At 45.5% G+C, this 20,464-nt stretch carries 24 protein-coding genes; all 24 read left to right on the forward strand.

Annotated features, from left to right (window positions below; all coding sequences use genetic code 11):
- The first annotated feature begins 35 nt into the window (after positions 1–35).
- The gene (locus RB151_RS22715; RefSeq protein WP_071548953.1) at positions 36–401 is read left to right on the forward strand and encodes a type IV conjugative transfer system pilin TraA; all 366 of its coding nucleotides are present in this window, start codon (positions 36–38) and stop codon (positions 399–401) included.
- Between the two features lie 15 nt (positions 402–416).
- On the forward strand, positions 417–725 hold the full coding sequence (gene traL / locus RB151_RS22720) for a type IV conjugative transfer system protein TraL (protein ID WP_224051201.1): 309 nt from the start codon (positions 417–419) through the stop codon (positions 723–725).
- A gap of 13 nt (positions 726–738) precedes the next feature.
- Positions 739–1,308: a type IV conjugative transfer system protein TraE gene (gene traE, locus RB151_RS22725; protein WP_038601410.1), complete on the forward strand. Its 570-nt coding sequence runs from the start codon at positions 739–741 to the stop codon at positions 1,306–1,308.
- Positions 1,292–2,065, forward strand: a complete 774-nt coding sequence (locus RB151_RS22730; RefSeq protein ID WP_071548955.1) for a TraK domain-containing protein — start codon at positions 1,292–1,294, stop codon at positions 2,063–2,065. Before traE ends, RB151_RS22730 begins: the two co-directional genes overlap by 17 nt.
- Positions 2,052–3,413, forward strand: a complete 1,362-nt coding sequence (locus RB151_RS22735; RefSeq protein WP_071548956.1) for a TrbI/VirB10 family protein — start codon at positions 2,052–2,054, stop codon at positions 3,411–3,413. The genes RB151_RS22730 and RB151_RS22735 overlap by 14 nt, the downstream gene beginning before the upstream one ends.
- A 259-nt stretch (positions 3,414–3,672) precedes the next feature.
- Positions 3,673–4,164, forward strand: coding sequence for a transcription/translation regulatory transformer protein RfaH (gene rfaH, locus RB151_RS22745; RefSeq protein ID WP_071548958.1), 492 nt, complete (start codon positions 3,673–3,675; stop codon positions 4,162–4,164).
- 20 nt (positions 4,165–4,184) lie between these two features.
- Entirely contained in the window at positions 4,185–4,523 is a 339-nt protein-coding gene (locus RB151_RS22750) for a hypothetical protein (RefSeq protein ID WP_071548959.1), read from the forward strand.
- On the forward strand, positions 4,477–4,881 hold the full coding sequence (locus RB151_RS22755; RefSeq protein WP_145927312.1) for a hypothetical protein: 405 nt from the start codon (positions 4,477–4,479) through the stop codon (positions 4,879–4,881). The genes RB151_RS22750 and RB151_RS22755 overlap by 47 nt, the downstream gene beginning before the upstream one ends.
- 8 nt (positions 4,882–4,889) lie before the next feature.
- Positions 4,890–5,123, forward strand: a complete 234-nt coding sequence (locus RB151_RS22760) for a hypothetical protein (protein WP_071548961.1) — start codon at positions 4,890–4,892, stop codon at positions 5,121–5,123.
- 51 nt (positions 5,124–5,174) lie between these two features.
- A complete protein-coding gene (locus tag RB151_RS22765; protein WP_071548962.1) occupies positions 5,175–5,408 on the forward strand; it encodes a hypothetical protein in 234 nt (77 codons plus the stop codon).
- 205 nt (positions 5,409–5,613) lie between these two features.
- Positions 5,614–6,177: a type IV conjugative transfer system lipoprotein TraV gene (gene traV, locus RB151_RS22770; RefSeq protein WP_071548963.1), complete on the forward strand. Its 564-nt coding sequence runs from the start codon at positions 5,614–5,616 to the stop codon at positions 6,175–6,177.
- Position 6,178: 1 nt separating this feature from the next.
- Positions 6,179–8,890 carry a type IV secretion system protein TraC gene (traC, locus tag RB151_RS22775; RefSeq protein WP_081364002.1) on the forward strand — a complete coding sequence of 904 codons (2,712 nt, stop codon included), beginning with the start codon at positions 6,179–6,181 and terminating at the stop codon, positions 8,888–8,890.
- Complete coding sequence (gene trbI / locus RB151_RS22780) at positions 8,866–9,291, forward strand: type-F conjugative transfer system protein TrbI (RefSeq protein ID WP_081364003.1); 426 nt, start codon at positions 8,866–8,868, stop codon at positions 9,289–9,291. Before traC ends, trbI begins: the two co-directional genes overlap by 25 nt.
- A 9-nt stretch (positions 9,292–9,300) precedes the next feature.
- Positions 9,301–9,930 (forward strand): type-F conjugative transfer system protein TraW, encoded by a 630-nt coding sequence (gene traW / locus RB151_RS22785; protein ID WP_071548964.1) that lies wholly within the window; start codon positions 9,301–9,303, stop codon positions 9,928–9,930.
- Positions 9,930–10,925, forward strand: coding sequence for a conjugal transfer pilus assembly protein TraU (gene traU / locus RB151_RS22790; protein WP_071548965.1), 996 nt, complete (start codon positions 9,930–9,932; stop codon positions 10,923–10,925). The genes traW and traU overlap by 1 nt, the downstream gene beginning before the upstream one ends.
- A 15-nt stretch (positions 10,926–10,940) precedes the next feature.
- On the forward strand, positions 10,941–11,561 hold the full coding sequence (gene trbC, locus RB151_RS22795) for a type-F conjugative transfer system pilin assembly protein TrbC (protein ID WP_071548966.1): 621 nt from the start codon (positions 10,941–10,943) through the stop codon (positions 11,559–11,561).
- Positions 11,558–13,396, forward strand: coding sequence for a conjugal transfer protein TraN (locus tag RB151_RS24545; protein ID WP_071548967.1), 1,839 nt, complete (start codon positions 11,558–11,560; stop codon positions 13,394–13,396). Before trbC ends, RB151_RS24545 begins: the two co-directional genes overlap by 4 nt.
- Positions 13,393–14,181: a type-F conjugative transfer system pilin assembly protein TraF gene (gene traF / locus RB151_RS22805; RefSeq protein ID WP_071548968.1), complete on the forward strand. Its 789-nt coding sequence runs from the start codon at positions 13,393–13,395 to the stop codon at positions 14,179–14,181. The genes RB151_RS24545 and traF overlap by 4 nt, the downstream gene beginning before the upstream one ends.
- Positions 14,182–14,191: 10 nt before the next feature.
- Positions 14,192–14,494 (forward strand): hypothetical protein, encoded by a 303-nt coding sequence (locus RB151_RS22810; protein WP_071548969.1) that lies wholly within the window; start codon positions 14,192–14,194, stop codon positions 14,492–14,494.
- Positions 14,495–14,499: 5 nt separating this feature from the next.
- On the forward strand, positions 14,500–15,024 hold the full coding sequence (trbB, locus tag RB151_RS22815) for a type-F conjugative transfer system pilin assembly thiol-disulfide isomerase TrbB (protein ID WP_071548970.1): 525 nt from the start codon (positions 14,500–14,502) through the stop codon (positions 15,022–15,024).
- A gap of 131 nt (positions 15,025–15,155) precedes the next feature.
- Complete coding sequence (locus RB151_RS24550) at positions 15,156–15,560, forward strand: hypothetical protein (protein ID WP_071548971.1); 405 nt, start codon at positions 15,156–15,158, stop codon at positions 15,558–15,560.
- Positions 15,557–15,952, forward strand: a complete 396-nt coding sequence (locus RB151_RS24555; protein ID WP_071548972.1) for a hypothetical protein — start codon at positions 15,557–15,559, stop codon at positions 15,950–15,952. The genes RB151_RS24550 and RB151_RS24555 overlap by 4 nt, the downstream gene beginning before the upstream one ends.
- A 196-nt stretch (positions 15,953–16,148) precedes the next feature.
- Positions 16,149–17,525 carry a conjugal transfer pilus assembly protein TraH gene (gene traH / locus RB151_RS22830; RefSeq protein ID WP_071548973.1) on the forward strand — a complete coding sequence of 459 codons (1,377 nt, stop codon included), beginning with the start codon at positions 16,149–16,151 and terminating at the stop codon, positions 17,523–17,525.
- A 12-nt stretch (positions 17,526–17,537) separates the two neighbouring features.
- Positions 17,538–20,435 carry a conjugal transfer mating-pair stabilization protein TraG gene (gene traG / locus RB151_RS22835; protein WP_081364005.1) on the forward strand — a complete coding sequence of 966 codons (2,898 nt, stop codon included), beginning with the start codon at positions 17,538–17,540 and terminating at the stop codon, positions 20,433–20,435.
- Positions 20,436–20,464 lie beyond the last annotated feature (29 nt).

A 20,464-nucleotide genomic window follows, 5' to 3' on the forward strand; every position in this document is an offset into this window, starting at 1 on the left:
TTTACTTCATAGGGCATTTAATAAGAGGATATATTATGAGTCAAATTGCTATTGATTCACCGGTAACAAAAAGAAAAGGGTTATTTGCACGTGCTTGGAATTCACTGAATTCTAAAGTCGCTAAATCGCTGTATAAATATGTTGCTTCACCATTACTCTTATGGATGGCAGCACGTGGTTTTGCTCAGGCAGCCGATTTAGCGGCAGCAGGGGCAGCGGATGCGGGAGATACCTTCGGTGAAGGGTCATCGGTGATGTATTACATCATGCTGGGCGAAGTGGTGCTTGTTTTATTAGCCTTTATGCGCGCACAAAACCCTGCGTTACTCCTGCTCATTCCTGTCTTTATTGTGGGAACCAAAATCGTCTTTAGTTTAATCGAAGCACCAACAGCCCCTTAATCGATAAGGAGTTGCATGATGGAAAACGAACGTGCCCAGCGATTCATTTTCCCTCAGACATTAACCGAGCAAGGCGGTATTCTTCCATTACCCAATGATGAAACCGCCGTTCTAATAGGCCCCATGTCATGGGGCTTTTATGACGGACATTACATGACTGGCCTTGTGGTTGGTACGTTGCTCTGGTATGCCCTGAGGTACTTCAAAAAAGGGCGGGGAAGTCAGTGGTTACTCAATGCCTGTTATTGGTACTTACCCGCCTACTGCTTCAAAAGTATTTATAAAACTCTCCCTGACTCTGCGTTCAGACTTTATTTAAAATAGGAAGGAGGCTGCCATGAAACTGAGCGCAGCTAAATCCGCCACGAAATACACCTCGTTACTGTTTATTACACTGACCTTTATGTTAGGCCTCAGTTTGACTGGTAATATTTTCGCGTGGCTGAGATTAGATGATTTACTCAATAGTCGACAAGAAACGTATATCCCGATGTTTTTTGATACCCCATTTACCTTAACGCGCTCCCATGCGGATGCGAACTACCTTGAGTCCGTCGCGCAGTCGTTGTTGTTTCTACGCTATAACATCAGTCCCGAATCGGTCAAAGCAAACCATCAATCCTTATTACGGTATGTGGCCAAAGAGGCGCGTCCAGAAATGCAAGATGTGTTGGCGGTCGAAGCGAAAGAAATCATCAATAACAACGTCACTTCGGCATTTTATATGACCAAAATGGAAGTCTATCCCGCTGACGGCATTATTGATATTCAAGGTGATCTGAAAACGTGGATAGGTAAGCGTGAATCGTTACCTGAACATAAAAAATTGCGGCTGCATATGAAGTATGCCAATGGAATTAGTGAAGTGATCAGCTTTGAGGACATTATTGATGAAGAAAAAAAGTAATCCGATAAAGCTTCTCTGTTTAGCGCTCGCATTTTGTGGTTTTGTCTCGACAGTACGTGCTGAGCCAATGGCGCAGTTGCCAACTCAAATTCCGGTATCTCCGGACTCACAAGTGAAAGTGGGGCTGAGTAACAGTGAACCGAATATGTTGGTTGTTCCAGGGGATAGAATTGTAGCCATCGACAGTGCTCAAGGCATGTTTATCAATGGCAATCAAAAAGGGGCAACGGGTGTTGCGAATGGGGGCGTGGTATTGATGACCGCACAAACCAAACCCTTTACCTTTTACGTCAGAACGGCAGGGGGCTTAACGGTATCTGTTGTGGCTGTTCCGCAAAAGCGTGATGGTCGCGTGTTGCAGTTCATTTCCAATCAACCGGCACAAAGTGCTGTCGCTAAACGTTGGGAGCGCGCGTTACCGTATCCCCGTGTCTTAGTTGAAATTCACAAAGCGTTACTGAATCAACAAACACCAAATGGGTTTATTCCTGCGCCCGTGACCGCTTTACCGTCATTCACATTACCGTCAGCCTATCGTGTGACGGCAAACAAAATGTGGAATGGCGGTGAGTTGCGAGTCTACCAACTGGATGTGATGAACACCAGTGCCGTCTCACAACCGCTAAGTGAGCGATTGTTCAATCAACACGCGGTGCGCTCTGTCGTTATTTATCCGTATAGCGATACCGTGTTGGCAGGTGCCACGGCAACGGTCTGGTTAACCGTCAGTAATGAGGTTGAAAATGGCAAATATTAATGTTCGCGCAAAGCGAAAACAAACGGCGTTGTTTGTGTTATTGGCCTTGGGATTAACGGGGCTTGGCACAGCAGCTTGGTACATGAGTTTACCCGCGAAGCCAAAAGCGGCCACAAAGCAATCACGACCCGCTCCCAACATGACAGGCGTAGTGACATCCTCATTTGATAAGAATGTGGGAAAATCAGCGATGGCAGATTTGCAATCCACGGCGTCTCAAATGGATAAGCAAATGAAGCAAGTGAACGCGCGTATTGCGAAGCTGGAACAAGAAAATCGTGCGTATCGCGATAAAATTGCTGAGCAGGATAAAGAATTAGCTACCTTAGGTGAAGAACTCACGAAAATGGGAAACGATTTCATACACGGTGATAGCAATAACGGTTTGCCTCAACCACAGCAACTGCCCGTAGGAACACTACCCACACCGAATGCACAAGCTAGTCAGCCAATCATTCCGCCGCCAACGGCATTTTATCAAGGGGGACAATATCCTGTCGGGCAACCGCAAATCAATGTGAATCCCGTACTAAAACAAGGTTTATCCTCGATGACGATTGAGTATGAGGATGAGCAGGAAAACACCGATTTACCGGATTTGCCCTACATCCCGTCAGGCAGTTTTGCTAAAGCGATGGTGATTGAAGGGGCTGATGCCAACGCTTCAGTGACGGGAAACAGTAATCCCTCTCCGATGCAATTTCGGTTAACGGGCAAGCTGATTATGCCGAATAACGAAGAATATGATTTAAGTGGTTGTGCCGTCACCGCTGGTGTGTATGGCGATATTTCCAGTGAACGCGGATTGGTGCGTACCGACCGACTGTCTTGCAAACTGTTTGGTCATACTATTGATATGCCCTTTAAAGGCCACGTCTCTTTTATGGGGAAAAACGGCATTAAAGGTGAGCCGGTCATCCGAAATGGTGAACTAGTCGGCTATGCCTTTGGCGGTGGCTTTCTTGAAGCGGTCGGTTCCGGTTTTTCGAAAGTGGGGGATACCACTGTTGGGATTGGTGCCAGTAGCACAACCACGATGGCCGATGTGGCGCGTGGTGGTGTTGGCGGTGGGGTGCAGCAATCCGGAAAAATGTTATCGGAATATTTCATTAAACGCGCTGAGCAATACCATCCGGTTATCCCAATCGGCGCGGGCATTGAAATTACTGTGGTTTTTCAAGAAGGTTTTCAGCTGAAGTTTATTGAACAAATGAAGAAAGCCAAATCGCAAAAGCAAGAGAGTCAGTCGCTGGAAAACTCCATTAACCAAGGTATTACCGTTTCAAAACAAGCATTAGAACGGATTTCTTTAGGGGATGCCGTCCCTGTTGAGAATATTCCGCAGTAGTAGAGGTCCTTTCAGTCTTTATCCTTAATTTTCATTGTCATCATTCAGGTACAACCCAATGCAAAACCGAATTCGTCAGCTAAAAAAGCGGATGCGTTTGAGCACGTTACTTATGACGCTCATTACGATTTCTCCGGCCGCGTTATTTGTTTCCAATCATGTGAGTTGGGATTCGGTCATCTTTTTAGCCATTTACAGCGGGTTAAGTGTTTGGGTTGTACAAATTCTGAGTGCTGACCATCAACTAAAGTGAGTCATCATGGAAAAGTGGTATTTATTATATTGTAAACGTGACCAGGTTTTACGCGCGATTGAGCACCTTGAGCGTCAAGGGGTAACTGTGCATAACCCGACCTACAAAACGGAAAAGATGGTGAGAAACCGCCGCAAGAAAGTGATGGAGCCGTTATTTCCCAATTATTTATTTGTGAAATTTGATTATGAAGTTATCCACTTTTCAACAATTGGCTCAACACGCGGGGTGAACTACTTTGTGCGCTTTGGCCAGAACCCTGTGGTAGTACCGAATGAAGTGATTGCGACACTGGTTGTACCTGACTTCGTCAAAGAGATGAGTGATAACTTGCCGCAAAAAGGGGATGAAGTCGTCATTACAGACGGTATTTTTGCGGGGATCCAAGCGATTTATAACGAACCCGATGGAGAAGCTCGCTCAGTTTTATTACTGAACATCCTTAATAGGGAAGTTCCCAAAGTCGTCGATAATCGCAGCTTTGAAACCATCAAATAGCTGAGGGATGGAAAAAAATTATGTCAATGCTGAATACGATTACTGTTTTTATTTTTGCTGTCATATTTTTCGTAGCTATCTTTACTGCACTGAGAGAAGAAGAGTTTGCTAAAGCAGGTGCTGGCGCGGTTGTGGCTTTATGTTTTTTCGGATTGTATTACAGCCTATTTGGTGAACAGACTGGAAATGTGAGCAAAGGAGAATATTACGCAACGCAATGTCAGCTGATTGAAACCAATATTGATAATGGGTTATTTCAATCAAATACTAATAAGCCCAAGAGCGGTGATGTGATTGAAAAGGTCATTGTTGATGAATATCAACAAGCCATTCAAGCCTATCAAGGTAGTGGTAATTAAAATGGGATTTGTTGTTTTATTTTTGTGCTTGGTTCTTTTAGGGATGTGTGTTGTTGGTAAGATAATGTCAGAAGAGCCACTTCTCGGTTTGTTTTTTGGCTTTTCCTTCGTGATAATTTTCATTATTTTGGGAAGCGAAGCTTACTCGCTAATGAAAAATGGAACGCCCAAGATAATTGAACAAGGGCGATATTACACAGAGGAGTGTCACATCTTAGAAACTGACGTTGAAATTAATCCAGCCTATCCACATACGCATAAGCTGCAATGTGGCCCTATACCTATAATTAACTATGTTGATATCCAATCCTATCGCGAAGCTGTCAAGGCTTATCAAGACCTAGGTACATTGAATTAACACTTAATATGAAGCAGAAAGTAAAGATTAACTGGCTAGGGCGCTGCGTGGTTTGTGGTAGTGAAAATAGTATTGTCGAAACCGAGTTTGGCTCAGACGATTTCCTATTTGAAAAAGATAAAATCATCTGCTCAGGCTGTGCTCATCAAGGCCTTGTGGTAGTTGAAAATGGCGTTGCCTATGCAATTTGGAATACCCCTAAAATCAGTGTAATACCCGAACAATGCGAAGAGAAGGATTAAATTCATTTCAGCCATCGGGTTCGTTTTCTCAAATTATCAACAGGATTAATAATGGATATACAGTTTAAAGATTTTACGATAGATGGGGTTATTATTTCTAATTTAAAAAGTGTTAGGCGTGACCGACGGCTAATGAATGATGAAATGAACCAATGGCTAAATGAAAATAATATAACTGATATCATTAATATCGAATCATTGGAATATGAGATCCCTCCAACTATTGGAAGCCTTGGTGGTGTTAAATTTCACGGGTTTAGGCTTTGGTATAAAATCATCAAGTAACGTCTTTCGTTTAAATTCAAATTCCTACAATTGCTAGAAATTCATTTGTCTCAAAAAGTACATGATTATCCGTTAATTAACCGTATTTAATTAAATGGTTATGAGTAAAAATATTTTTTTCGTCACTGAATAAGCGGCGACACAAATTCATCGTTATTTCTCCAAAAAACACCTTTTTTTGTCATTCATTTATAAGGTTCATTTTATGAAAAAACTCCTCATTCTAGGCGCATTAACCCTGCTCGCCGGTTGTACTGCGGGCATGAAAGATTCCTTTGATTGTAATGCCACCGCACAAGACAGCTGCATGACCATGGAAGAAGCCAATCAAAAGGCAGCACAGCAAAATATCACGTGGAACCATCCTGCTAATGGGGAGGGCACATCCCAAAAGCGAGCCGAACTGCCGCGGTTAGCGCCGTTGGCAACCCCGACAGTACCGGTTGTGACAACCGCATCTCCGGCTCAGTCTGTTCGTACTGCGGTGCAGGATAATCGCGCTTCCTCACAAAGCGTGGGGGAGTTAGGCGCATTTAAGCCTTCATCCGCATCCGTTAAAAAATCCGCGCCATCCAATGCACTTCCCCCCATTCAACACACGGCACAAACCTGGTCGAGTTGGAGTGATATTGGCATGGCACCGCCTCAACGATTACCGACCACGACGGCTCGCTTATGGATAGCCCCGTGGATAGATGAACAAGATAACCTGTATCAGCCTGCGGTTGTCTCTTTTGTGGTGAAAGATGGTCAGTGGAGAGTCCAGTAACATGAATGAAAAACCGTCCTTAATCGATAAGCTGCTTGCCCCGTTTCTCCCCAAGTCAAAAGACATTGTGTTTGATGACGAGCCAGAACCAGTATCGTTGCAAGAAGCGTTATTCAAGAACTTATTTACCGCATGGCGAGAGCCGGATGGAAATAAACGGGCGGCAGAGGCCTTGGAGAATATGGATTACCCCTCCTTTTGTAGCCTTTTACCGTATCGCAACTACGATGCCAAATCCGGTCTGTTTATCAATAAAACCACCATTGGTTTTGCGTTAGAGTGCACGCCCTTAGTGGGGGCCAATGACAAAATTGTCGATGCACTGGATTATTTTTTGCGTAATAAACTCCCACGCAAAATACCCTTAACGTTCATGTTATTGGGCAGTAAGTGCATCAGCGAGCAGTTAGGCTATGGATTAAAAGACTTTGGGTGGCAAGGGGAAGAAGCGGAGAAGTTTAACCATATCACGCGCGCTTTCTACGAGCGCGGTGCTTTGGTGGGGTTGGATAACAAGCTCAATCTGCCGTTATCGTTACGCAATTACCGTTTGTTTGTGTGTTATGCCGAAGAGCATAAAAAAGCCGATGCGCTGACATTACAAAAAGTGAATCAAATTCTCAGTATTGTCATGAAGTCCTTGGCAGGTGCATCTTTGCATTGTGAACAAATGAATGACAAAGGGTTACTGCAACTGGTACGTGAAATCAGCAACTTTCGGCACGACCAGATTGCGTTGCCAAGTAGCCACGTTGACCCCTATGAGTCACTCAATGACCAATGTGCTGATCGCTCTTTGACTCTTGAAATTCGTCCCGATGCCATTCATCAGTCGTTATCGATGGACAAGGGGCAAAAAAGCCAAACCCGTATCATGAATTATATGTTGGAGAAAAACCCGACCCAGTTCGCCTTGTGGCAAACGGGCGATAACTTGAGTAATTTGCTTGACCCTGCATCCAGTGTGTCCTGCCCGTTTGCCATTACCATGACCGTGTACGTTGAAGATTTGGTCAAAACCCAAAACGAGGCGAAGAAAAAGTTTATTACCAATAACAGTCGGGCAAACTCCAAGTACATCAATTGGGTGCCTGGGGTTAAGCGTAAAGCCGAAGAGTGGGGAGCGTTGCGTGAGGGACTCGATACCAATCAAATGGCACTCGCGCGTTACAGTTACGGTATCACTTTATTTTGCGAAGACGATGATGATAAAGCGCTGGAAGCGGAAATGGCGTTGATGAATACCTACACCACCAATCACTTGAAGCTGTGTCCACCGACCTTTATGCAATTACGTAACTATTTGGCACTGTTCCCTTTTGTTATGCAAGAGGGGCTGTGGGGCGATATGGTTCGTTCAGGCGGCACACTCAGAGCGAAAGCCTTTAATGTCGCCAATTTATTACCCGTGGTGGCAGATAATCGGATCTGTCAAAAAGGCTTACCTATCCCGTCGTATCGGCACCAACTCTCCTTTCTCGATATTTTTGAGCGGGGTTCTGGTCTCGGTAACGACAACTTTAATGCGGCTGTGTGTGGGACGTCAGGCAGTGGTAAATCGTTTCTCATGCAAGCGCTAATTCGTCAAGTACTCGATGCAGGCGGGTGGGCGTATGTCCTCGATATGGGGGATTCGTATAAAGAGCTGTGTCACAGCCTTGGGGGCGTCTATGTCGATGCGCGTGATCTTAAATTCAATCCGTTCGCGGGTGTCGTCGATATTAAAGAGGCCGCAGAAAGTATTCGTGACCTGCTCATCGTGTTGGCGAACCCTTCGGGCGATATGGATGATGTATCTAAATCTATCCTACTCAATGCCGTTCAAGAGGTGTGGGAAGGAAAAGGGCCAAATGGACGTAAAGGGAATAAAGTTCTGATTGATGACGTTCATGATTACCTCGAAGCCGAAGTGAAATCCGCTTATTTCGATCCGCAAAGTACGGTTCAAAATAAGATGCAAGAAATCATTGTGGCATTGAAAAAATACACCACCAAAGGGCTGTACGGAGAGTATTTTAACAGTGACAAGCCGGCACTGAATGAGCAGGTGCGTTTTACCGTACTTGAAATGGGCGGTCTACAAAACAAACCTGACCTATTAGCCGCCGTCATGTTCTCCATGATGATATTCATCCAACAACGAATGTATTTAACGGCGCGCAGTATCAAAAAACTCGCGGTAATTGATGAAGGTTGGAAACTGCTAGATAACAAGAGCAGCTTTGTTGCCGACTTTATTGAAAGCGGTTATCGAACAGCCCGTAAATACGGCGGCTCTTACATTACCATCTCACAAGGGATTGCCGATTTCGATGGTGATGATGCCAGTACCGCCGCGAAAGCCGCGTGGAGTAACTCCTCATTCAAAATTATCTTGCGCCAAGGTACGGAAACATTCCGTAAATACAACCAGAAAAACCCCGACCAGTTCAACCCTGTTGAACGCACCATTATTGAAGGGTTCCCTGCCGCAGGGGATGCACATTTCAGTGCCTTTATGCTGCGAATTGCGGGGCGCTCCTCATTCCATCGGTTGGTAACCGATCCGATTAGCCGGGCATTGTACTCAACGGATGGGGATGACTTCCAATTTCGTGAAAACCTGATGGCGGGAGGACTGTCACAACAAGCAGCGTTATTGGCACTGGCTAAGCGCAAATTCCCACAAGAAATGGAGACCTTATCCCAATGGCAGAGTCAAACACGACATTAGTCGACAAGGCAGTAAAAACCCCTGCTCTAGGCATGAGCCGTCGCCGCAAACAATGTTTAAAAGCCATGAGTTTTTTTATGGTCATTGCGGTGGTACTTAGCTTCAGTATTTCGGTGTTTGTGGTGCGCTGGCTTGCCCCCGTTACCGTCACTTTCGACATGACAGGCACGGTCAACCAGTACCAGCAGCAAATGGCTATGCAGTTTAACAGCGAAAACCCATTGAGCGAACAGCAAATCGCAGAAGCGACTCACCGTTTTCAAGTGGCGCTCAGTGACAGTTTATCGGAGTACCAACAGACGCATCAGGCCCTGATTTTAGTCACCCCTGCGGTGGTCATGGGCGCAGAAGATATCACAGTCGATATTCAAGCCGCGATTGCCGACAAAATGGCCCAATAAGGAGGGGAAATGAAGCGATTACAGTTGTCTGTCATTGCCTTGTTATTCAGTGTTCCTTGTTTTGTTACCGCCAAAGACCTCGGGGTATGGGGAGATGTCTATCCCGTTCAAGAGCAAAGCATGTTGGACTTTATCCAAGGGCGGTTAAAACAAATGGAAGGGACGGGCGAAATCGCGCAGATGCAACAAGATTTTAAAGATCGCGTGATTGAAAACACGTTGCGCCCACCGCCAGTGGATTGGCTCAGTACGGATACCGAAGCACATACGGTGTGGTACGACCCGACCTTTACGGTTCAAGGGGATTATGCCGACCACAATGGCGTGATGTTTGCTCGTCAGGGTGACAAAATAAACCCGCTGAGTCACGTGGCACTGGGGCAAACCCTGTACTTTTTAGATACGGATGATCCGCGCCAAATCGCGTGGATGAACGCACAGCAGCCCGCAACTTTGCGTTATAAAGTTATTTTAACCAACGGCAATATCAAAGAGGCCACACAGGCACTGAATACGCGCGTGTTCTTTGACCAAGGGGGCAGTTTAAGTCGTCAGCTCGGGCTTCAGTACATTCCGGCGGTGGTGACGCAAGAGGGCGACAAGCTCAAAATCGTCTCAGCGGCAATGCAGGAGGGGTGATGAGAAAATTTACCCGTTGGTTATTGAGTGTGTGCGTCCTTGGCTGTGTGAGCGTGACAACGCCAGCGAAAGCCGATGTGATGTGTGAAGGGAATTTTGTTAATCCGATCACCGATATCTGCTGGGACTGTTTGTTCCCAATGACCATTGGTAATGTGCCTGTTTTCCCTGGCGTGGCACCGGATACAGAAAACCCGTCGATGCCGATACAAATTTGCCCGATGGGGATTTTATACCGCATTGGTTTAGCGATTGGGTATTGGGAGCCCTTTGCTTTGACCGATGTGACCCGTTCACCATATTGCATGGTGAATTTAGGCGGCTTTAACATCAATGTCGGTAAGATGGGCGGGGGCAAAGGCACACAAAATGACCCTGCCACCCAAGGGGCGTTTTACCATGTCCATTGGTACAAATACCCACTGACCTATTGGCTCAATATCATTACCTCGGCAGGCTGTTTAGAGCGCGGGGATATGGATATTGCCTATTTGTCCGAGTTAGATCCACTGTGGAATGACAGCTCTTTGTCGTCGATTATTGCCCCTGAAGCCTTTGTGTTTGCGAATCCCATCGCGCAAGGGGCGTGCGCCGCCGATGCGATTGCCAGTATTGGCAGCAAGCCTTTAAATGCGCTCTTTTGGTGTGCCGGTTCACAAGGCAGTATATATCCGTTTACGGGGTATACGGGCAATGAATTTAGTCCGCAGGCTTCTTCAGTTCTGCTTTCTGAGCGCATGGCGTTTAAGTTGCATCGACAAGGGTTGGTGATGAACAGCGTCGGGAAAAATCAGGAGGTGTGTTACACCTACCCGTCCCCGATTATCCCGAAAGACCGTTATCGCTATCAAATGGTGAATATGTACCCGGATACCGCGCAATGCCACCCTTTTGGTCGTTCCGTGATGCGCTGGCAAACAGGGCATGCTTCACCCAACAGTCGTAAAAACTTCGGTTATCTCATCTGGCGTAAACGTAACTGCGTTTTCCTCTAATACGGGGTCCTTTTCATGAAATCCGTTTTCTTTTTATTCGTAAGCTTGGTGCTTGCGCCAGTTGGTTATGCCTTAACGGACGACCAACAGTTTTTAGAACAGCTGCGCGACCAAAGCTCGGCCTTGCTCGAACAGTCCTTGCCGCCGGATGGCTTTAAGCCACCGGAAATCTCGGCCAAGGATAAAGCCTGGATTGATAGCTTATTAGCCAAACAGGAGCACGCGCAGCAACAGGCCGCGGATGCGGCTAAAGCGCAAACAGCTCGGGAAACTCCGTTTATCTATTTTGTGTCGTTTTCGATCCCCGAAGCGGGACTCAAACAGATGGTGCCAGAGGCCACGCAGCTTGGTATCCCCACGTTGATTAATGGGCTAATTGACAATGACTTTCGTAAAACGGCCAGTGCCGTGTTTGAACTGACCAAAGACAGTGGTGAAGGGGGCGTGCAAATCGACCCGAAAACCTTTGCACAATACGGCATTACCCAAGTCCCCGCACTGGTCGTTCGCTGTGAACACGGCTTTGATGTGGTGTACGGCAATATTCGTTTGATATCTGCCATTGAACGGATTGCCAATAGTGGCGATTGTCGTGATGTAGCCCGAGATTGGTTGGAATCGAGGGCGCGGCAATGAAACGGTTATTGATTGCATTATGGGGGGTTGGGGCTCTATCACTGGGTTTTGCGGCCAATGAGTATAAAGCAGGCTCAGAATTTGCCAGCGGCCTGAAAAACAAAGGCACAGACACGATAAAAAACACCAATCCCGCCAATATCATTCCGAACTATACCGCTAATCCGTCAGAAAGTGGTTATTACGGTGGGGTGACGTCAGGCGCAGCTTCGGGTCTGGAAAATGCAGGAATGAAAGCCATGAATGAGACGGAGGCGGGGCAAACCACGATGGAGGTCATGAAAAATCGCCCACCGGATAAGTTAGATTTGGACGCTCCGTTCTTAAAAGCAGGGATTGATATGCGGGAAAAAGCGGAGTCGGAAAGCGGGCAAATCACGGTGCCCTGCCAGGATGTGACGCTGGATAAAACCGAAATCACGTCACACCAATGTGAGCGAACGCCCGCAGCCAGTTTAGCCTGTACTCGGACAGCCAAAATTACGTGGGAGGAGGTTGACGGGTGGGAAAATCAAACGATTGTTGTGCCGCCCTCTGATTTTGCTTACCACTGGCATGGTGACCGATGGTCGTTTTCGTTCAAATCTCCCGTCACAGGCACCATTCAAAGTGCAACCTTAACACTGAACTCGGGGTTTTTATTTAATCAGCATGTCATTTTTATGAATACGACATTTCAAATGTTAAATGCAAGTCGTTACACATTAAATGCACGAAATATGGCGTTGAAAGAGGGGGAAATTATTGCCTCCAATCGGATTTGTGTCGGTAACAATGGCGAGTTGTGTCGAGTGGGTATTCAAGAATTGGTTTATCAAGCCTTTGCGTCAACAAAAACGGCGACCTTAACCTTAAATATGATGGTGACAGTTAAAGTTAAAACGCCATCGCCCAAAATTGAATGGGTTGAACATTGTCCGTTTGATAAATCCGAAGAAGTGAAGGTGGAAACCCAGTGTACTGAAAAAGGGGGCACCAAAACGGTCACTGTGGGTGGTAAAAAATACGATGTTTACAGTGAATGTTGGCAGTACACCGATTATTACGCCAAGCAGTCAGCAGACAATGGTAGCTGCGGTGATTACATGAAAAATCCCGCGTGTACCATTGTGAAAACCACCTGTATAGAATCCGTTGGCAGTACCTGCTTGCGTGAGCAAGCCGTGTTTTCCTGTGAAAAGGGGCTGACCGGAGGCGGGAAAATGTGCGGTGTTGAGTTGATTTGTGCCAGCGGCGAGTGTGACCAAATCAAGAATGACAAGGCGAACAGTTTCCAAAAAGCGGTATCGGCGTTAGCGGCCGTGGCCACCGCAGGGGAAGATGTGGCAGAGCTCAATGACGTGAATGTCAGGGCCTTTACAGGTCAGCGTTATACATGCCGTAAAGCCGCTGCAGGGTTTAATAACTGCTGCAAAAGTGGCGGTTGGGGGAGTGATGTGGGGCTGGCGCACTGTGACAGTGAAGAAAAAGCCCTGGGTAAAGCCAAAAGTCGCAATCTGACTATTTATGTTGGTTCATATTGTTCTAACAAAGTCCTCGGGGTGTGTCTTCAGAAGAAAGAAGCCTACTGCGTATTTGACAGTAAGCTCGCCAAAATCGTGCAAGAGCAAGGGCGTGGCGGGCAGTTACGCATTGGGTTTGGTAGCGCCAAAAACAGTGATTGTCGCGGTATCACCGTCGATGAGTTGCAGTCCATCAATTTTGACCGACTGAACTTTGCGGATTTCTATTCCGATTTGCAATCGGGCACCGATATTCCGGCTGACCAAGAACTGATTGACCGTGTGAAAAATCAAATCGCCAATGTCCTGCAAGGGCAAGGGGGACAAGGATGACAAGACGGATTTTGATATTACTTGTCAGTCTGGTGATATCGGGAAGCGTGTTGGCCAATAATGGCGAACAAGCAGAAACGCGAACCTATGTGGATGAACCTATCGTCGGTTGGCACTGGTATAACGAACCGCAACCGGAAGAGGATGAAGAGCCGCCAGAGCCAGAGCAAATCCCGCTGTCGACGCTACCACCGACTTTACAAAAAAAAGTCATGCAAAAGTTGACAGAAGAAGCCTTAGATACCGCGATTATGCAGCCCTCGCCACAAAATGCCCTACGATACATGACGTATCAGCGCTTTTGGTTGGAGCAATCCGGTAAATTTGAGCGGTCAGTAAAAAAAGGGTTATTGCTTGACCCTACCCTTGATTACAACTTAGAGCACAGTCATTACAACAGTACGGTGCCATTGCAACTATCTCAACTGCAAGACAAGGAAAAAGCGGCTATTCAGTCGTTATCGTCACAATACGGTGTGTTTTTCTTTTATCGCGGACAAGACCCACTGGATAACCAGTTAGCGACTGTGGTTCGGGAATTTGCACAGTCACACAATATTGCGCTTATTCCCGTATCCGTTGATGGCGTTCGCAGTGAAGCACTGCCTGAGACGCGACCTGATACGGGGCAAGTCGCTAAAATGGGTATCACCCATTTTCCGGCTCTGTTCTTAGTTGACCCGAAAAGTAAACATTACCAATCGCTTGCGTATGGGTTTATGACGCAAGATGCGTTAGCACGCCGCTTTTTAGATGTGGCCACAGATTTTAAGCCTAACTATTAAGGATAAAGACATGACAAAACCCACGATAAAAGAACGATTAATTGAAAATACTTTGATTTACCTTGGCATGACACTGATTTTTGCCTCACTGATTTTTTATGGACTTATCCATTACTTAATCGATATTCGCCACGGTGTTTTAAGTGAGTCTACAAAGCAAACCCTTCAAATGATACAAGAAACGGGCATGGTATTTATTTTCGCATTAGGGGCGGCGACGTGTTTAGCAGGGATGTTCTATGCCGTCATTAAAGCTTGGCAGCGCATTAAAGCCCCGACGGTTTTTCCAGAGGATGAGGAGAAAACATCGTGAGAATAATGATGTTAGCGATAATGTTGTTCTTCAGCGGTCTAGTTCAAGCGAGTGTGATGGACGATATTGCAGAACTTGAAGCCCATAAAACTGCTCCTTCAGAACGTGAAACAGTGATTGAAGAAGAAACACCGACAATTAATGTTAATACGGTCGCCGTTAAGCCGTACCGATTACCGAATGGAAAGGTCGTCAATTTAAATGATTATACCCTGGTGTTGTTTATGCAAGCTAAGTGCCCGTATTGCCAGCAGTTTGACCCACAATTAGCCTTATTGTCAGCGCAAACGGGATTTAAGGTTTTTGCGTACACGCTCGATGGTCAAGGCGATATGGCGTTTCCCAATGCGATACCCGCCCCCGCTGAAGTGGTGCAAACTTTTTTTGGGGCAGGGATGCAAGTCGTGACGCCGTCGGTCTTTTTAGTTGAGGTGAACACATTGCGAACATACCCACTGCTACAAGGGCTAACGGACATGCAGGACGTGATGAACCGAATCAACAGTAACTTAATGTTGGCGACACAATAAAGGAGAGTTGGTGGCTGAAAATGCGTAAAGCGCAAAAAGATGTGTAATAAGTGCTTTTTTTAGTGCTAGGTCTGTGGGGATAGGTACTTTAACTCCTGGCCTATCTTTAACTATTTTAAAATAGAGGTCGTATGATGATTGATAATCAAGACGATACCGAAAACCATGATGAAATAAATTGTGAGCAAAATGCAAAACTTCAAAAAAGAATACGTGAATTAAGAAAATACCAATCCTGTGAAGCGAAACGCCAAGACCAGAGCGCTTCTGAGTTTATTGGTTATGTTATAGCCGGTTTGGTTCTTTGGTTTGTGATGCGTCAGGTTTTTGAGATGGCGTGTTGGCCAGAGAGTAAACTCGACGCTGACCCTAACTATTTAGGAACAAAAGGACTGTGGAATGTGGCTATGTATGTTGTGCCGTTTTGTTTTTGGGGGCTTGCGATAAGACACTTTGTAATAAGTGTCATTTCTTGGGTTGAATATACCTTTGCACGTTTAAAAATAATCCGCCTGAAAAAGAAGTTAGCCAAATGAAAAAGTGGGATCATCACATCATCGACCCACTGATTGAGCCTTTGGTGAAAACCTTCAATCAATGCGGTTTTAGCACTTATGCTTCCTGCCAAGGGCACGGTTGGCCTGTTGACTATCGGAAGCCCTATATCGCGTTTATATCGACAACGGAGCATGCAGGGCGACTTGAACGACGCTTACGAGAGGATATGGAATCCTCATTCCCCAAGCTTAACTGGGGATGGATGATTCATGGTGGATTTAATGATACCTATCAATTGTGTTTTTCACTGCGGCTTTGTGGACATCGTCGAGGGTATTATCGCTACTGGCGGCCGTCAATCAACCATGATTTTGCGGTTATCGAGAAGATACTCATCACCGAGTTTGGTTCTCATTCTTCAATGGAATAACGCTATTTCGCTCGTTATCTCCCTTTAATCTCACTTTACTTTTTAATGCCGACACGCAGCAACGTTGCGGGTGATGGCACTCAATAAGGTTTACCCACAATGAATGATTTAATTAACCCTATTCCTTGCTGGAATAAGGCGATAAACCCTGCCTTATTTTCGTGTTGGCCTATTTATCTTCAATCCGGAGGCCCTCATGCGTAAAGGACTCATCGCTGTCATATGTTCGGCATTACTCAACCAAACGGTGGCGGTTGCCAATGTGAACAGTGATATGAATAACTTCTTCAATAAGTTGGGCTTCGAAGGCAATGCCACCGATGCCCGCGCTTGGGAAGGTCAGGCCGCAGGTTATGCCACAGGCGGTAATTTATTCCTGCGTAGCCAAGTGAAGCAGTTGCAAATTGCGTCATTCACACCGCCATCCATCAATGCGGGGTGTGGGGGGATTGATGCATACCTAGGGTCTTTTTCTTATATGAACAGTGAGCAGCTGCAGCAATTTATCAAACAGATGATGACCAATGGGGCGGGGTATTTATTCGATTTGGCGTTACAAACCACCGTACCTGAACTGAAATCGGCAAAAGATTTTGTGCAAAAAATGGCGGCAGATATCAATAGCATGAATATTTCTTCATGTCAGGCCGCCCAAGGCATTATTGGCGGGCTGTGGCCCACCAATACCGTGGCCTCACAAAAAATCTGTCAAGATATTGGTGGAGAAACCAACCTATTTTCAGACTGGGCGGCTTCCCGTCAAGGGTGTACGGTCGGCGGGCAGATGAACAATGCCTTTAATAAAGCCCCTGAAAACATGAAAGACCAAATCATGCAGAATAAAAACTTGATGTGGGAAATCTTAGCCAAAAGTCAGTTTTTATCCGGCGATAACGAGTTAAAAGAGTTGGTCATGAATCTGACAGGCACACTCATTTTTGATGCCAAAGGGAATGTCAAAAGCACCATTCCCAAAGTGAATCGGCAAGAACTCATCAAAACCTTGATGGAAGGCGGCACCATGACCATTGAAGGCTGTGTGTCTACGGTGGATTGTTTGGAGTTAAAAAGCAAAAAAATCACCATTAGCAGTCAAAATGGCCTTATCTCCATGACCAAAACCATGATTAAAGGTATTCAAGGGAAGTTACGCAGTGATGAGGGGTTAAGTGCCAAAGAAAAAGGCTTTATTCAAAGTACCTCTATCCCGATTTTGAAGTACTTGGTTGACCCGATGCAGCTGAATATCCAAGCCAATTTATTACCGGCTCTGGCGGATTATATTGCCTACGACATTTTACTTCAGTACCTGCAGGAGTTGATTGACCAAGCAAAAGGCGCAATGGGAAGTCGAAATTACATGGAAGAAGCGGTGAAACCGCTACGGGAAAATATCGCTGAAGCTTCACGCCAATTGGAATCCCTGCAGCAAATGGTCAACACCAAGGCCAATGTCTTGATTGAGCTGGAGCGGCAAATGAGTTACTTGCGCCAACAAACCTCCAGTCAGCTGCAAGAACGTTTTATGCAAAATACCCGCTTTAATATCGTCACCCCTGAAACCCAAAAATAAAGGAGCCGCAATATGGCCGTGATAGATACCGTCTATGTGCTCGGCGGCGGTGAATACATGATGCAAGTATTCAACGGCGTCGCTGCATTGATAGGCTCTGATACGTGGGACTCCATGTTCCGCATTGTATTATCGATTTCTGCGGTATCCGTATTGATATCGTTTATGAAAGCCCATGACCCGAAAGAGCTAATTAAATTTACCGCGATGATTGTATTGGTATCCAGCGTGTTGTTAGTACCCAAAAAGACGGTGCAAATTATTGACCGCACCAACCCCACAGGCGTCTATTTAGTCGATAATGTCCCGTTAGGGTTAGCGGCACCGGCTAAATTTATTACCTCGATTGGAACGGGATTGACTGAGTTGTATGACACGATATTCCATACCCCTGACTCATTAACGTACAGTAAAACCGGCATGTTATTTGGGGCAAATCTGGTCGGTAATCTCAGTGATGCGATGATGGTTGATGGTGATTTGGCGGAATTGATGGGGCTTTACACCAAAAACTGTGTTATCGGGGATATTTTAATTAACCATAAATATTCATTCCAAGAGCTGATGAGTAGCCGTGACCCTTACACGCTCATTTTCCAAAAACCAAGCCCGTTACGCGGCATTATTGTGCCCTACGGTAACACCGCTGCCGTTGGCGCTAATGGTGTTGCACAAAGTGGTTTCTGGACATGTGCAGATATAGCAAAACATGTCTTAATGCCAAAACTCAATATCGATACACAAACGGGCGGAAAAACCTGGAATTACATGGTGAAACAAATCTTTGGCGGCCGTCCTGATGCTAATGTGTTGTACAGTAATATGATGGGCGATAGCTATAACTTTTATTACCAAGGGTCAGAAACCGCCAGTCAGTTGATGCGAAATTCCGTGGTGATGAACGCACTTAAAAATGGCATCAGTGCTTACAGTGCGCAAAGCGGCGATACCGCCAGTTTAGTGAACCTCGCATCCACGTCGTCATACAATAAAATGCGATTAAGTTGGGCGACGTCATCCCAAGTGGCGGTTTCCTTTGTGCCGATATTGAATACCATTTTGTTGTCGTTAGTGATTGCGCTCTTTCCCATTTTTATCTTACTGGCGGTCATTCACTCATTATCGGTCAAAATGTTATTCAACTACATCATGTCCATCATTTACCTGCAATCCTGGCCGCCGATGTTTGCCATTTTAAATTACGCGACCAGTTTTTACTTGCGAGGAAAAACGGGCGGATTGGATTTTAATCTGGCCAATCAAGCCAGTATCCAACAAATGCACAGCGATATCGGGTTAATTGCCGGTTGGCTATCTATATCGATACCCTTTATTGCTGTTGCGATAGTGAAAGGGTTAGGTCCTGCAATCGCACAAGCGGGGAATTATTTGGGTACTGCCATCAACAGTTCGGCGACAGCCACTTCCTCACAAGCGGCGGACGGAAACTGGTCATTTAATAATATGCAATCAGGCAACGTAGCAGGCAATAAATGGGATACCAATGCCAGCTTCCGTGATGGACAGATGACGCGGCAACTCGCCAGTGGGGCAAGCAGTACCGTAACCAGTAGTGGCCAAGAAGTGATGGATATCAGTGGGGCGATGTCGAGATTACCTGTATCCATTAAAGACAGTGAGGCTGTGGTGAGCTCGTTACAACAAAGTGCTAAGTTCGCTAAAACCCAAGCTGCGCAGTCGCTGAGTGCGTTCCAAAGTTCGGTGAATTCCGCGTGGAATCAAGCGTCACAATTTACTAAGCAATTTGGTAATAGCTCAACAGGGTCAACTACTACGGATTCGGGATTAAGTGGTAATCAAGCTGACGGCTTTAAGAAAATAATTAATGCCACTGAAACTCGCGCGAAAAATGACAATATCAGCTATGAAGAAGCTTTCGCTAAGCTTGTAAGTGAGAATTTCGATGTCTCTAAAACCATGGGGGCGAAGGCAGAAGGCGGGATATCTCTTCCGGTTATTGGGGGAGCTCAAGCATATACCGATGGCAATACTCGAGATACAGATAGTACGCAAAGTAGTGTACAAGATCGGGGTTCAAGGCATCAAGATGCACGCAGTGAATCCGGTTCACAAACGACTCGTGACTTCACTGAGGGCTTAGATATGCTCAATAACAGCAAGGTCTCAGAAGGAACCAATCGCCACGACAATGAGGCGAATTCAGAAATTAATCAGTTTGTTGCAACGCTGAATGTGGCGAAAAACCAATATGAGCAATACTCGAATAGCTTAACCGAAAGTAAGGAGTTAAGTGATATGGCGAGCTTTGCTCAAAATAACAGTGCACAGATTGACAGTAATTTAGATCAAGAGTTTGCCAGCTACGTCAGACAAAAAGCCCCAAGTCAAGCGGATGAATTACTCAGTAATACCAGTGATATCCGTGTGGCAAAAGAAAGGGATGCTTTGGCTCAATCGTTTGTCAAAGAACGGTTACTACCGAAACTGGAGAATGAATATTCTCAAAATCGTGAAAATATCGAAGTTAAAGGTGCAGCGACTTCTGGTGGAAATCTACCCTCATCAAGTGATTTAATTGCAGAGCATGAATCTAATGATAAACGGATTAAAGTGATGAGTGAAGGCGCAGAAATAAAACATGATACAGCTCAAAATGTGCTATCAAAAGAGACGTCAACAAAAGAAAATATTGCTAATATTAAAGATAAAATAGTCGAAGGTAAAAATGAAGTCGAGAAGCAGCAGAAAGCTTTAGAAAATAATCATCAGAATGAGTTGAAAAATCATACTGAAAAAATGGAACAGGAAAAATCTCATAAAATTAAATCGGGGTTAATTTATGATAACAATCCAAGTTTAGATAAAAGTAAGCCTAATAATGGAGTAATGAATAAAGATGAGTATGACAAATATCCGAATAGTGATTAATTTTATATTTTTCATGTTTTCACTATTCA

The sequence above is a fragment of the Providencia rettgeri genome (assembly GCF_001874625.1).
Lineage (GTDB): Bacteria > Pseudomonadota > Gammaproteobacteria > Enterobacterales > Enterobacteriaceae > Providencia > Providencia huashanensis.